Genomic DNA, 14,668 nt, shown 5'->3' with positions numbered 1-14,668 from the left:
CGGGCTTTTTAAATTAATAACAAATATTAATTATAAACGGTCAATTACTGATTGAGTGAAATCAGTTGTACCGTGGCTGCCACCTAAATCGCGAGTTGTACGGTCGCCTGATTTAATTACATCAGCAACAGCACTACGAATACGCTCTGCTGTATCGCCCATATTTAAATGCTCAAGCATTTGAATAGATGCTAAAATTACAGATGTTGGGTTAGCTAGATTTTTGCCTGCAATATCAGGCGCGCTGCCATGTACAGCTTCAAAAATTGCTGCGTCTTCACCAATGTTAGCACCAGGTGCCATGCCTAAACCGCCAACTAAACCAGCACAAAGGTCAGATAAAATATCACCAAATAAGTTAGTCGTAACAATTACGTCAAACTCTTCAGGTGTCATTACCAGTTTCATACATGTTGCATCAACAATCATTTCATTTGATTCAATTTGTGGGTAACGCTCTGCTACTTCACGTGCTACTTTTAAAAACAAACCAGATGTTGATTTTAAAATGTTAGCTTTATGAACGGCAGTTACTTTTTTACGACCTTCGCGTACCGCTAGCTCGTATGCAAAAGTTACGATTTTTTCTGCGCCTTCACGCGTAATTATCGATTTTGCTTGTGCTTCATTTCCGTCTTCACTTACTACTTGGCCAGCACCTGAGTACATACCTTGGGTGTTTTCACGAATAGTAATGATATCAATATCGTCGTAACGCGCTTTAGTACCAACAAATGATTTAACTGGGCGTACGTTAGCGTATAAACCAAATTGCTTACGAAGCGTTACGTTAATAGACGTAAAACCTTCACCTACAGGCGTAGTTAAAGGACCTTTTAATGTGATTTTGTTTCTAGCAATGGTATCAACCGTTTCTTGCGGAAGTAACTCACCTGTTTTTTCAAGTGCTGCAAGGCCTGCATCAACAAATTCATAATCAAAGTCGCAACCTGCGGCTTTTAATATTTCAAGTGCTGAGTCGATAATGCTCGGACCGATGCCGTCGCCTTTGATCACTGTGATGGTTTGTTTGGCCATTGACTTTTCCTTTAAAGATTTTGATTTGCACATAAATTATTACTCTGAGAGAGTAACAGCTTGTTAGGTCATTTATGTGAATGGGATTGAAAATTGTAAGGGCGCATTTATACCAACTTATCGCCCATTTTGCCAGTTTATACTACAAATACTGGGTATAAATTGTATTTATAATGGAAATAAAAAGACTAAATAACCTGAACACAGATATAAGATATTTACTAACATATTGAACCATAATGATATTTAAAATTATTTTTCTAGCCAGAGATTTTCAATGAAAAAAGGCGAATTTGCGCGTCATTAGCTTGCTTATTGCAAGTAGATTAAACGCAGTTAGCGTCAGGTTTAATCCCTCAAATTGATTAAGTATTATTACGGATTGGTATTAAATAGTATTAGATAAGGCAAGCTCTTGGAGCTGTTCATTAAATAAGTGATGGTTTTCCCATTTTTGAGTAGTTAATTGCTGATCTAATATTTGCTGTTGCCAAGTGCTTAGCTTTAGCTGCGGTTTAAATACGGTTTGTGTAAGCGCCTTTATTGCTACCCATAGTTTACTGCGTTCATTGAGCTGCTTTTTTGGAAGGTGTTCAGCTTCCAATAATGCGATTGCCCAAGGGTTATCACTTAGTAGTAATGTAAGTTGTGCTTTTAGCTGCTCAGTGTCTAATGAACTAACACCAAAAAAGGCACTAATAGGCGTATTCAATGTGGTGTTAGGTGTTTCATCAATCATTATTTTTCTAGATATATGTGTACTGCATTGTGTTAATAAAAAATAAGCATAGCCATAAAGAGGCAGTGCGATATGTTCAAATTGAATCATTTTATTTTTACTAACCAATAGAGCAATAATTTCTACTATGCACTCTAGTCGCGTTAAAACAAATTGTTGTAAAGGGTGAGGAGTTACCTTAACCAGTTGCTCAAATATAACTCGCTGAATAATTGCAGGGGCATTAAAATAACCAACCATAGATAGACTATGTTTCAAATTTTTAGCCACTTGATGTTCATTATTATAAGGTTTTACAGCCTCACATAGATTTTCTATTACATTAGGATAAGGCGCCATAATTTGGCTTAACGCTTTGTAGCTGTATTCATGCTGCAACTTAAGACGACTAATTAACTCTATCAAAGCTAGCGACCCATTATTTAGTATATTGGCAGTGGAAGTTATATGCTCACTGTCCCATACACTAATTTGGATACGTGAATCATTTGATTGCCACTGGATAGCGTTGCTGTTTAGCAATGCCTTGACTCTATACCACGCTATTTTATTTTTATTCTCGGCGTTTATTAGTATATGGCGCTGCTGATTGTCGCTGGCCAAATACACCATTAATTGATCATTATATATAACTCGGCTACCCGGTAATAATGGGCCTATATGTGCGATTGAAAATTTTATTAGCTGTTGCGCAAATAGGTTAGGTGTACGTATATATAAATCGCCAAGAGCTTTAAAAAGACTAATATGTTGTTTAGAAGGGCTATAAGTAATGTTCATTGCAATTATATTAGCGATAGCAACAAGCGTAATGCCACCATCATAAAGCATTATTTTTGGTGTAGTGACTAATGCTTGCTTGTACTTACTTAGTTTTGCAAGAACTTGCGTTATTGGTTTTGCTGAATCACCGCCAGTTAAGATTATTTTAGCGGTGAGCTGGTGGCGTAATTGCCATATTTTTTTATCACTATCACTAAACTTTAACTGTTTGGAAAGCTTGTTTAGTTGCTCACCCACGCATAAATGATCAACAAGTGCAGCACAGATATATAATTCACTAAGCTGATTATTGTATTGCTGGCTTTTACACAAAGCAGTGGTTAAAACACATTGATTGATAACCAAATTAACAGAGTAACTATATTTAGGGTTAAATACAGCACACCTAGCTTGTAAAGCTACAGGGTATTGCTCATATAATTCTCTGTATTGCTCAGAAAGTTTACATACTGCAGGGTAGACTGTCTGCCATTGTTTTTTTACATTATATAAAGTTAAAAATAGTTTTGTATTTTCAAGTAATTGGTTTAGTTTGACAGAAATAGGCTCATTCATTATGCCTTCACCTAGTTTTAATCCTGATATTTTTTATAAGCACTAGGCCCCCACAAAATAAGTTGACCATTTTTAAATAACAGCCCGGTACATTCATCTATGGTTGTTATGCCATCGGACGTTTTATGTTGCGTGCGATAAAAAATGATTTGAAGTACTTCATCATTATTACGTTTTGCAAAAGTAAGATCTGGGCTGCCTAAGTAGTCAAGTACACTATTAATAGTAGTAGGCTGCTCTAGTGAAAGCTTTTCGATATAACGTTTATTAAATGCTTCGCGGTCTTGCCAAATCATCGCTTGGGGGTCATCTTTATAAAAAGTGATCACCAATGTTGCTATTAGCGCATATAGCCCTAAACCTAGAATTAAATACCTAAAAAACTTTTTCAACATTATTTACTCTGGTCACAGAATCTAATAATAGTATACGTATTGTAATTAGCACACGCTATAAACATGCGACTAACTAAGCCTTAATTGCTTTAAACTAAAACCCAAGTTTATATCCGTGCGTAAACTAACCAGTTGTTTTGAGATTACATACATTTCCATATTTGCTTCTAGCTTTTTATGAATACTTGGGCTTAGTAATTTATCTTCTAGCGCTTGCTCAACAGTATTATAATTATTAATAAGTTGTTGAGCCGACTTTATCCCTATGCCTTTTACGCCTGGAATATCATTGGTTTTATCACCAGCGAGTGCCCAAAAGTCTACTAACCTACTTTGTTGAACTCCAAAACGTTCTTTTATACTGTGCTCATCAAGATATTGCTTTTTAAAGTAATCATAAATAGTTATGTATTGACCTAAATGAGGTAAGAAACCTTTGTCAGTAGATACAATTGTGTTGCTTATATTATTCGTTGCAGCTTTACACGCAAGAGTGGTAATAATGTCGTCAGCTTCGTCATTAATAGGTTCAAATACTACAATACCTGTTTCTTCAATGGCTGTTTTGAAATGTATTAATGCATCCTTCAAAATTTGTGGCATTGGCGAGCGTGAATGTTTGTAATTTTTATAGAAATGGTAACGCCAACTTCTGTCACCATCAAACACAGCAATAGCATGGGTGGCGTTGGTAGTGTTAAGTAGTTTTTTGCATGCATGAGCTACTCTAGCACAACATGCTTCGATCATTTGATCATCACTGTGGTGTTTTTGGTTTACGTCAACCGCGTAAATGCGCCTAATTAGATTAAGCGCATCTATAAGAAGTAAATGTGGTTTCAAATTATAAAACTCATGCTTTTATTTCATAACATGGAGTGTACTTACTACCAGGGAGCTTCATACGTCCTTGGTCAACAAATGCCTGAAGCAGTTTATCCATATCTTTCATCAAAGCGGGTTCACCGCTTAAAATATAACGGCCATTTTGTTTAATCGCTTTTATACCTTCGTCTTTTACATTGCCGGCAACAATTCCTGAAAATGCTCGTCGTAAATTAGCTGCTAATAACTGTTTTGGTTGATTAAGGTGTAAATCAAGACCAGCCATATTTTCATGGGTTGGTGCAAAAGGTTGCTGAAAATCGTTATCAATCTTTAGCGTCCAGTTAAAGTAATACGCATCACCTTCGCTTTTACGATAATTGCGTACATCAGTCATTGCTGACTTTAATGTTTGTCCAACTAATTTAGGGTCATCAATAATTACTTCAAATTTGTTGAGCGCTTCTTTACCTAATGTCATTTCAACAAATTCGCACAGTTCTTTAAAATAAGCTTCGCTTTCTTTTGGGCCCGTTAAAATCACAGGCATGCATTGTTTGGCGTTGTCAGGATGTAACAATATACCTAATAAATACAAAAGCTCTTCTGCGGTGCCAGCTCCACCAGGAAAAATAATTATAGCGTGAGCGGTGCGTATAAATGCCTCTAAACGCTTTTCTATATCAGGTAAAATTACCAGCTCATTTACAATTGGGTTCGGTGGTTCAGCAGCAATAATACTTGGTTCAGTCAAGCCTAAGTAACGATTATCTTTAATGCGTTGTTTCGCGTGGCCAATGGTGGCTCCTTTCATAGGGCCTTTCATTGCGCCAGGTCCACAGCCTGTGCAAATATTTAAACCGCGTAAGCCTAATTCGTATCCCACTTGCTTAGTATATTTGTATTCAACTTCATTAATAGAATGTCCGCCCCAACAAACTACCATGCTAGGTTCGCTATTTACGCGCAATGCATCGGCATTTCTTAGCATGTCAAACACCATATGAGTAATGGCTTTTTGTTCTTTAAGATTTTTTTCGTATTTTTGACATATAAATAAAATATCGCGGATAACAGAGAAAATATGTTCGTGAATACCGGTGATGATCTCACCATCTACAAAAGCAGTTAAGGGTGGATTTTCAAGCTCAATTTTAATCCCGCGTTCACGGCTCAATAGGCGTATATCAAAATCTTGATATTTATCATAAATTTCGTTGCTGGCGTCCGTATGACTCCCCACGTTTAGCACAGCAAGTGCACAATTTCTAAATAGTTTATAGCGCTCGCTAGTGGATGATTGCTCTAATAAATCAACTTCTAGTTGTGACAATAAATCTAAAACCCCAGTTGGGTTTAATTGTATTAGCATCGGCGTTCTCCTTGCTATTCTTTTATGTAAATTACCACTTCGTGATATCTTTTATTTAAAATAAAAAATATGACATTATTTACTTATACAAAGACGATCCCGACCTGTATTTTTCGCTTCATAAAGAGCATCATCTGCTCGGTCAAAAGCGATTATAGGTGTATCGCCTTTCTTTAACTGAGTAACACCTAGAGAAATAGTTATTTCAATTTGTTTATCTTTAAATTTAAAAGGAATACTTTTAATTATCTTCCTCAGTTTATCAAGAGGGGCCGTAGCATTTATGAGCGAAGTACTAGGCATAAGTAAAACAAACTCTTCACCGCCATAACGGGCAATAAAATCTGATTTTCTAACCGATTTTTGTAGTGCTTTGGCTATAACTTGTAGTGTTATATCCCCAGCAGTATGACCAAATCTATCATTAATGGATTTAAAATGGTCAACATCAATCACCGCAAGAGTGACATCCGATGACTGAACATTAAATAGGTGTATTTCATGGTTGTAACGTTCATCAAATGCAGCACGATTAGGCAGTTTTGTTAAACTATCCAATAGACTTTTGAAACGTTGTTCATTTAAGCGTTTTTTATATTTTGTTAGTTTGCTTTCAAGGCTACCAATACGACCATTAATTTCATCAAAGCTAGAAACCAGCATTTCTCTGTCAGTGCGTTCAAGTTTTTCTTTTGCAATAAAGTCTTCACTAAGCGATTTTAATTCGTTATCAACCAACTCTTTTAAAGATGATATAGAAGTTGCATTTTGAGTTTGCACATTAAGATTTTTAATCTTACTTTCAATGCTTTTATTTAAAACATCAAACTCAACTTCCATCGATTTTGAGTGTTTACTTGTTGATACAATTGAATGATGTAAATCTTCAAGTGTTTGGTTTAAAGAAGATAAAAAGCTTTGTGCCGATTTACGCTCTTTATTAATATTCTTTACAATAACACTAATTATATTAATAGAAGCCTTTAACAGTGCATCTAACGTGTCGCTTTCTGTAATACAATTTTTTATGTATTTAATTTCTTCAGTTGCTTCGTCTTCCAACACTAATTCGTTAGCTAATTTTAGTAATTTTTGTGCAAGCTCAGGTGTTGCAGTACATTCATCGTCAGACGCAGCTTCTAGTTTGAGACTTAATGTTTGATGATAAAAAGAAATTAGTTGGTCAAGTAAAGGTATAAAATCATGGGTAGAGTGCACTTGATTAATTTCGTGATCTAACAAATGGCGAAGTGTTCTACGTGTATCCTCTGGTAATCCTTTTGTTTTTTGCAGTTGTTTACCAGCATTCTGTACGCTGCTATACAAATCTCGTTGTTGGGAGAGTTGTACTGATTCTTGGTTTTTTAATAAAACAATTGTTTCACTTATCAATGGCGATAGATCTTCAAAGCTAACACCTTTAATGAGTGCAGCCCTGAATTTAGCTAGCCTATTGTCTAATTCAGTATCAAGACCTTTACAACTCAATGACAATTTAGCTGAGAAATCAGAAAGAGTGTCCACCTGATATTTACGCGCGTCTTCAACAGCCATTCGGGCGTCAATTGCTTGTTTTAGTTTCTTATCTGTAGCGTTAGATTTATCAGACACCTAAGCTTACCGCCATCGTATTAGTTATATTATCTTCAGTTTACAACAAATTTTTGTTATGTGTAGTTATCTAACTAAAAACTTAGTAATTTTAGTAAGCTAATGCGTATAAACTCATGTACAAGACTCTTTATCGTATTTAATTCACATTTAAATCCGAGCTTGTTAATCTAGCTAGTAATTAAGTTTCTATTAAGAGTTTTTATGAAAAAGTTATTAGCTTTATCGATTGTAGCTGCATGTTCTACTTCAGCTTTTGCTGATGTAAATTACGAATTAAAAATATCTGAACCACAGCATCATTTGGGTAATGTAAGTGTTGAATTTCCAAAATCAGCACAATCTCATATCGATGTAAAACTTCCTGCTTGGCGTACAGGCCGATACGAAATTTTAAACTTAGCCAATGGCGTACGTTACTTCAATGCAAAAGATGAAGATGGCAAAGAGTTAACGTGGGAAAAAGTTGACCATAGTACATGGCGTGTACATCTTAATAAGCCAACAGAAGTTAATGTTGATTATCAAGTGTATGCAAATGAACTAGGCAAACGCGCCCGTCATATTGACGACAGCCATGCATTTATTGATGCATCAGGTTTTTTTATGTTTAGCGAGTCGTTTCGTCAAGAGCCAGTAACAGTCAATTTAGATATACCTAAAAAATGGCGTTCTGTATCAGGTATGGATAATTTAGAAGGTAAAAATTCATTCAAAGCAGCTAACTACGATGTGCTTGTTGATTCGCCAATCGAAACAGGTATAAATCAATTACACACATTTGAAGTAGATGACCGCGAATATGACTTAGTTGTATGGGGCGATGGTAACTACGATGTAGATTTAATGCTTACAGATCTGAAAAAGCTAGTAGCGACAGGTAATGTAATTTGGGATGGCTATCCGTATGAGCGTTATGTATTTATGGTACATGCAACGTCGGGAGCGGGTGGTGCAACTGAGCATTTAAACTCTACTATTATACAACGCCCACGCGATCGATTTGGTAGCCGAGAAGATTACTTAGGTTTTATAAGCACAGCCGCACACGAATTTATTCATACATGGAATGTAAAAGCATACCGCCCACAGGGTTTAGTGCCGTACGATTACACGAATATGAATTACTCTAAACTACTTTGGATCGCAGAAGGTTCAACAAGTTACTTTGAAGATCATTTATTAGTGCGCTCAGGCATTCAAACAACAGATGAATTTTTTAAAGTAATGAGTAAAACAATTAATCGTCATTTACAAACACCGGGCCGTGAAGTGCAAAGCGCAAGCGAAACAAGTTTTGATAAATGGATTAATCAAGGTGGCGATCACGCACGTAATTACAGTACCAATATTTATTCAGAAGGTTCGTTACTTTCACTCGCTTTAGATATCGACTTACTAGAAAAAAGCCAAGGTACAATAAGCTACCGCGATGTGCACAAAGCACTTTATAACAATCATAAAATGCCAGCAGGGTTTACAGACGTAGATGTGCTTAACATTTTAAAAGATTTAACAGGGCGTGATTACTCAAGCTGGTGGCAAGAAAATGTAGAATCGCCTGCAAGTATCAACTTTGATGAGTTACTTGCTAAAGTGGGCTTAAAATATGAACGACCAGAAAAAGCAAAAGCGCTTGCGAGTATTGACGCCACCGCTAAAAATACCGGTGAGTTACTAACACTAAGTTACGTTCGTCGTGGCGGAAGTGCATGGGAAGCGGGTTTAACTACCAATGATAAAATTGTTGCTATAAATAAGCATCATGTAGGTAAAGATTTAAAAACGAGCCTAGAAACATTTAAAGCAGGCGAGAAAGTAACCGTTGACTATATTCGTCGCGATGCTCTTGATAGCTTAACATTAGTATTATCAGAAGATTTTGATAAACCTAAAAAAGTAGTTGCTAATAAAGACGCTACGCTTGAACAAAAAGCGCTATTTAAAGCGTGGATCGGTGTAGAACACCCTGCAGATGTAAAAAAAGACGAAAAGTGATTTATACCAACCTGCATAAATACTTGAACAATTTAACGAATTAAATTTCACTATAACGTCGTTAAAAATTTTTTATTTAGAACAACTAGATACAAAAATTTTTGCCTAGTTCTAGCGTGATTTTCTTAACGTTAAATAGACTTCATATATAAGCAGATTGGTATTAAATCTAGTTTAAATACATTAATTTAAAGTAAGGGAGTGTGTGCTCCCTTTACTTTGTCATTTATCATTCTTAGTAATGGCTCAATTATTTAATAAGTAAATCGGTTACTATCGAACAAACAATAAAAAGGATTCTATAATGCGTTTAAAACCTCTTGTAGCTACATTAGTCGCCACATTTTCTTTATCACTTTCAAGTAGTGCCATAGCCGATGAAGGCATGTGGCAACCACACCAACTTCCAGAGTTAGAATCAATTTTAAAAGCCAAAGGGCTTGAAATTGATGTTGAATCTATTTCTAAATTAACCGAATTCCCAATGAATGCGGTAATTAGCCTAGGCGGTTGTACAGCATCGTTTGTATCGCCAAAAGGCTTAGTGGTTACAAATCATCACTGTGTTTATGGCTCTGTTCAGTACAATTCAACGCCTGAGAACAATATTTTAGAAAATGGCTTTTTAGCTAAAAGTCCTGCTGAGGATTTACCCGCAGCGCCGGGTTCACGCGTATACGTCACACAAACAGTTACTAATGTGACTGACAAAGTTAATAAAGGTATCGAAAAACTAAGCGCTAAAGCACGCTACGACGCAATAGTAAAAAACGAAAAAGCGCTAGTAGCCCAGTGTGAAGCCGACGAAAGCTACCGTTGTAACGTGTATTCGTTTCATGGTGGTTTAGAGTTTTACCTAATTAAGTCACTTGAAATTAAAGACGTACGTTTATCTTACGCACCAGCTATGGGCGTAGGTAAATACGGTGGCGATATAGATAACTGGATGTGGCCGCGCCATACAGGCGACTTTGGTTTTTACCGCGCTTATGTAGGCAAAGATGGAAAACCAGCAGAGTACAGCGAAGACAACGTACCTTACGTACCAGACTCTTACCTAAAAGTAAGTGCTAAAGGCGTGCAAGAAGGCGACTTTGTAATGGTTACAGGCTACCCAGGGCGTACTAACCGCTACCGCATTGCAACAGAGGTAGATAACGTATTTAACGACAGCTACCCTAAAGCACGCGTTCATAACTCAAAATACGTGTCGCTTATTGAAGAAAACTCAGAAGACGGCAGTAAAGCGCGTATTGCTTACGAAAGCACCATTGCAGGTTATAATAACTACATTAAAAACTTTGGTTCGATGATCGAAAGCTTCAAAAAAGGCACTATGCTTGAGCGCAAAAAACAGTTTGAGCAAGAGTTAACACAATGGATCAATAGCGATAGTGAGCGTAAAGAACAATACGGAAGCGTATTAGGTGAGCTATCTGATCTAATTGCACAATCACAAGAGCACAGTGAACGCGACCGAATGTTAGGTTATGTACATCGCTCACAAATGATCAGCACAGCACGACGTTTATACCGCCTAGCTTACGAAAAACAACAGCCAAATAGCGAACGTGAATCTGGTTATCAAGAACGTGACTTACCTCGTATTAAAGCAGGGCTTGAGCGCATGACGCGCCGTTATGATAGCAAAGTAGACAAAGCTATTTTACTGCACTTTTTAGAACTGTATGCAGCACTTCCAAAAGAAGAGCGTTTTAGCGAGGTTGATAACGTATTTAAAGTACAAAATGGGTTTGATAAAGCAACTCAAAGCGCGTTACTTGATAGCATGTATGAACAGTCAAGACTAGATAATGCCACGGTTCGTAATTCATTATTTGAGCAATCGTTTAGCCAGCTAAATCAAAGCCAAGACCCATTTGTGCAGTACGCTAAAGCCATATTTAAAGTAATGAAAGCACAGGAAGATAAATCAAAAGCACTTGCAGGTAAATTACAAGCAGCTCGCCCAGAGCTAATGAGCGCAATCATTGCGTTTAACAAAGCTAAAAACAAACCTGTATACGCCGATGCCAACAGCACACTACGAGTAACCTATGGCACCGTAGGCGGCTACTCACCTCAAGACGGCTTGGTAGCAACACCCTTTACCTCGCTTGAAGGGTTACTAGCTAAAAACACCGATGTTGACCCATTTAATGCACCCAAAAAGTTACAAGAGCAAATTAAAGCCAAGCTTTATGGTGATTACACGGGCGGCATGAATACAGTACCCGTTAACTTTTTATCAAATGTAGACACTACCGGTGGTAACTCAGGTTCGCCAACACTTAACGGTAAAGCAGAGCTTGTAGGCTTACTGTTCGACGGTGTTTACGAAAGTATTATTGGTGACTGGGATTACAACCCTGAGCTTAATCGCTCAATCCATGTTGATTCACGCTACATGCTGTGGGTAATGGATAAAGTAGATAATGCACAAAACTTGTTAGACGAAATGACAATCGTAAAATAAGTAATTAGTGAGATAACAGAAGGGCGCTTACCGTAAAGGAAGCGCCTTTTTTATTGATGTTTGATTCGCTTATTTATGACTGCAAAGTGCTAGCTGCTGTACTTCAAGGCGTGAATCGATACTCTGTTGGGTGACGCCTTCGGCTTAACCAACCTACATTTTGACGTAGGTCTGATAAGTGGCGAAGCCACGGCATCCGACACAGTAAAATACCTTGTCAATTATTATCAATATTTTATGTTGTCGAGTCGCTGGAGAGTGCTAACAGCAGACATTGGTAACGCCTCGTTATACGCCGAATGCACCTATCTAAAAGCTTTAATTGCCTCATTAAGCTGCACATCTTTTCCGGTTTCAATATTGGTCACATTAAGAAATACAAATTCATGATCTACAGGCAATCCAATGTTTTCGTAATTTTCTCCATGAGAGTTGAGATACCTTTCATTTGATAATGTTATCCCCCAACCATTAGGCAAAGCCTTTGTTAACGCATCGCTAAAAGCTCCGTTGCTTCTTTCACCAATAAAAGTAACATTGCCTCTTGCTTGTAAACCTAAAAGAAATACTTCAGCCGCACTAGGTGTTTTTTGACTAGTTAGAACAACAATGCTTCCTGTGTAATTATTAATTTTTGATGGGGCGACAACAATTTTTTGAAGTTCACTGTAACCTGTCGATGTTTTAAACTGTTTCCCCCCCAAGGCTAATTCTGAATCTATTAAGTAAGATAAAATAGAAAATGCCACTAAGTCACTTCCACCCATACTAAAACGTAAGTCAATAATTAAACCATTGCTTTGTTTGATGATAGGCGTAAATATCTCCATAACCTCTTTTGTTGCTTTTACGTCATTATTTGAGAAATCATCAAAGTTACTTATCTTTAAATAGGCAATATTTTGAGGCGTTTTTGCTAAGGTAAAATTATCGTGATATTGAAGAGTAGAATAGTTTTTATCAATGTAATTCTTAATGTTTTCCTGAGACTTTTCAATTAATGCGGTATGTAATTCCCAGTAAGTTGAGTATTCAGGGTAATTTACTGAGTGCGCTTTTAATTCATCCCAAAATGACCACTTTCTTGGTGAGTAATGTGAAAGCCTATCAAGTTCTTGATTAAGTAATATGGCATGACCGTCGCGTAATTCTTTAAGAAAGTCATCTATGATACTAAATAGCTCATCTTGCGTAGTTTTTGAGGTTATTCTTTTTTGCCAAAGTTTTCTCTGCTCAACCCAACTAATATTTTTATCTTTTGAAAATGCATAGTGCTCTTCAAAATTATTCATTAGAACGTCAAGAACAATACTGGCATTAAATTCATAGTTTTTGTCTTTTATACTAACAATTTTTTTGGATTGACATTGAGCGGGTAAACTATCTAATTTCGTTAGTTTTAACGGAAATAAACCACCAAAGTTAAGTAAGCGAGTATATTTATTCACTTTTTGTGTTTCTTCGATGAACGAGATTTGTTCAAACTCATCGGTGATAAAGTGGTTTTCCAAACAATGCTTAGTTGTTAAATCAAAAGCTGTTGTTTTATTGTCCACAGTATAAAAAACGTAGCCATAACCTTGGGTTTTCCAAGTTGTCTCTGCGGAGTTCGCAGAATTAATGGTACAAAGTACGGTGAGTAGAAATAACAAAATCCCTTTATGCAAAGTTTACTCCTAATAGTGAATCACAGCCAAACTAGGCTAAGCGGAAAATTACTGTTGGCTAAATTAAGTGAGGCTCACCATTTTAAAAATTTGCAATTAATAGCTAAATTTTACTAGTCGTCCACCTCAGGGCGTGTTGTTAGTTATCAAAGTCGAATGACTTAGTAATCATCGGCTGAAAACGCCAACCCCAGATACAAGTATCTTTAGCTCTGAAAGTCACTGAGCCTGTTAACTTTTGATTGTCTTTATCTTTTAATACCACAACATAATTAACTAAACCGTATGGCTCAGTTTCATGTAATTGAACATTAGCATCAATAATTTCAGGGTTTTTGAATTTACTTAGATCAGCGAACTTGTTTAGTTGTTCGTAAGCAGCCTCTAAACTTGATAAAGGCATTTTTTCTGCAATATCTGAGCATAAAAGCTCATGGGGTTTTTTAAACTGTTTTTTAGTCAAATATAAATTAACAAACTCATGAGCTTTCGCTTTTGTATTATTAATTGATGACTCAAAGAAGGCTTTCGCATCAAACCCTTCTGCATTTGATTGGAAGCTAAATAAAAACGTTAATAGCAATATACGTGATAATTTCACAATTCTATCCTTGATAGCTAACGAGCCTGTAGATTAACTCGTTCTTTTATTTATTTTTATTGATAAATAGACCATAGCCGAGTTCCTATTTTGGTTCAATTGATTACTGTATTTTTACGCAGAATATAAAGAAGTGTTCGATATTGTTTTAATTGGCGTTTTGGACGGGATTACGGGTGCTTTAGTGGCTTTATTTTAGATTAAAAAGGCTTCCCCTTTTCAATGCATCGTGTTTTGCAGCTTTTCTATATTATGAACGATGCAATAAAGTTGCCATTGCGTATTAACTTTCGTTTGACCTCGTAAGATCAATTTATTCATGCCTTTGTTGACGGTAATATTGCCGAACACGGGTTAAATACAGCCTAATCGTTTGCAAACACAATAAACTAGAAAACACAATAAACTAGACATCCATCCTAAATTTGCACTTTCTAAGGTGCACAGTTTTATTTTTTAATTAGAGTGGCTGTCTGGTTTAGTTAAAAATACCGATGTTGACCCATTTAATGCACCTAAAAAGTTACAAGAGAAAATTAAAGCCAAGCTTTATGGTGATTACACAGGTGGTATGAATACAGTACCCGTTAACTTTTTATCAAATGTAG

11 protein-coding genes and 1 pseudogene are annotated in these 14,668 nt (G+C 36.5%); 3 read left to right on the top strand and 9 right to left on the bottom strand.

The genetic code is table 11. From position 1 onward, the window contains the following. Nucleotides 1–30: 30 nt before the first annotated feature. From P20495_RS09505 to P20495_RS09530, 6 genes are all read right to left on the bottom strand, one after another. Complete coding sequence (locus tag P20495_RS09505) at nucleotides 31–1,038, bottom strand: isocitrate dehydrogenase (RefSeq protein WP_007376316.1); 1,008 nt, start codon at nucleotides 1,036–1,038, stop codon at nucleotides 31–33. A 388-nt stretch (nucleotides 1,039–1,426) separates the two neighbouring features. After that, nucleotides 1,427–3,115: a hypothetical protein gene (locus P20495_RS09510; protein ID WP_008136456.1), complete on the bottom strand. Its 1,689-nt coding sequence runs from the start codon at nucleotides 3,113–3,115 to the stop codon at nucleotides 1,427–1,429. Between the two features lie 17 nt (nucleotides 3,116–3,132). Further along, nucleotides 3,133–3,510 (bottom strand): DUF3192 domain-containing protein, encoded by a 378-nt coding sequence (locus tag P20495_RS09515; RefSeq protein WP_008136455.1) that lies wholly within the window; start codon nucleotides 3,508–3,510, stop codon nucleotides 3,133–3,135. A gap of 69 nt (nucleotides 3,511–3,579) precedes the next feature. Continuing rightward, entirely contained in the window at nucleotides 3,580–4,353 is a 774-nt protein-coding gene (xni, locus tag P20495_RS09520) for a flap endonuclease Xni (protein WP_008136454.1), read from the bottom strand. A gap of 10 nt (nucleotides 4,354–4,363) precedes the next feature. Continuing rightward, nucleotides 4,364–5,707 carry a nucleotide 5'-monophosphate nucleosidase PpnN gene (gene ppnN, locus P20495_RS09525; RefSeq protein WP_007376311.1) on the bottom strand — a complete coding sequence of 448 codons (1,344 nt, stop codon included), beginning with the start codon at nucleotides 5,705–5,707 and terminating at the stop codon, nucleotides 4,364–4,366. Between the two features lie 75 nt (nucleotides 5,708–5,782). Next, complete coding sequence (locus tag P20495_RS09530; protein ID WP_007376310.1) at nucleotides 5,783–7,318, bottom strand: GGDEF domain-containing protein; 1,536 nt, start codon at nucleotides 7,316–7,318, stop codon at nucleotides 5,783–5,785. Between the two features lie 204 nt (nucleotides 7,319–7,522). Between P20495_RS09530 and P20495_RS09535 the strand changes: the two genes are divergently transcribed. Then, a complete protein-coding gene (locus P20495_RS09535; protein WP_008136453.1) occupies nucleotides 7,523–9,316 on the top strand; it encodes a M61 family metallopeptidase in 1,794 nt (597 codons plus the stop codon). A gap of 304 nt (nucleotides 9,317–9,620) precedes the next feature. Further along, nucleotides 9,621–11,792 carry a S46 family peptidase gene (locus tag P20495_RS09540; protein ID WP_008136452.1) on the top strand — a complete coding sequence of 724 codons (2,172 nt, stop codon included), beginning with the start codon at nucleotides 9,621–9,623 and terminating at the stop codon, nucleotides 11,790–11,792. 305 nt (nucleotides 11,793–12,097) lie between these two features. On the opposite strand, the gene P20495_RS09545 is transcribed toward P20495_RS09540, so the two are convergent. The 3 genes from P20495_RS09545 to P20495_RS21595 form a co-directional block, all read right to left on the bottom strand. Beyond that, a complete protein-coding gene (locus tag P20495_RS09545) occupies nucleotides 12,098–13,459 on the bottom strand; it encodes a S41 family peptidase (protein ID WP_083829676.1) in 1,362 nt (453 codons plus the stop codon). Between the two features lie 139 nt (nucleotides 13,460–13,598). After that, entirely contained in the window at nucleotides 13,599–14,060 is a 462-nt protein-coding gene (locus tag P20495_RS09550; RefSeq protein WP_008136449.1) for a hypothetical protein, read from the bottom strand. Between the two features lie 219 nt (nucleotides 14,061–14,279). After that, on the bottom strand, nucleotides 14,280–14,381 hold the full coding sequence (locus P20495_RS21595; protein WP_083503366.1) for a transposase: 102 nt from the start codon (nucleotides 14,379–14,381) through the stop codon (nucleotides 14,280–14,282). A 157-nt stretch (nucleotides 14,382–14,538) separates the two neighbouring features. Here P20495_RS21595 and P20495_RS22685 point away from each other — a divergent pair. Continuing rightward, nucleotides 14,539–14,668: pseudogene (locus P20495_RS22685) on the top strand (S46 family peptidase); the annotation flags it as partial.

It is taken from the genome of Pseudoalteromonas sp. BSi20495 (assembly GCF_000241185.1).
GTDB lineage: Bacteria > Pseudomonadota > Gammaproteobacteria > Enterobacterales > Alteromonadaceae > Pseudoalteromonas > Pseudoalteromonas fuliginea.
This window is presented reverse-complemented; position numbering and strand designations above follow the sequence as displayed.

Coding starts and splice junctions, on each gene's coding strand:
- P20495_RS09505 (WP_007376316.1), bottom strand. CDS start 1,038: ATGGCCAAACAAACCATCACAGTGATCAAAGGCGACGGCATCGGTCCG.
- P20495_RS09510 (WP_008136456.1), bottom strand. CDS start 3,115: ATGAATGAGCCTATTTCTGTCAAACTAAACCAATTACTTGAAAATACA.
- P20495_RS09515 (WP_008136455.1), bottom strand. CDS start 3,510: ATGTTGAAAAAGTTTTTTAGGTATTTAATTCTAGGTTTAGGGCTATAT.
- ppnN (WP_007376311.1), bottom strand. CDS start 5,707: ATGCTAATACAATTAAACCCAACTGGGGTTTTAGATTTATTGTCACAA.
- P20495_RS09535 (WP_008136453.1), top strand. CDS start 7,523: ATGAAAAAGTTATTAGCTTTATCGATTGTAGCTGCATGTTCTACTTCA.
- P20495_RS09540 (WP_008136452.1), top strand. CDS start 9,621: ATGCGTTTAAAACCTCTTGTAGCTACATTAGTCGCCACATTTTCTTTA.
- P20495_RS21595 (WP_083503366.1), bottom strand. CDS start 14,381: ATGAATAAATTGATCTTACGAGGTCAAACGAAAGTTAATACGCAATGG.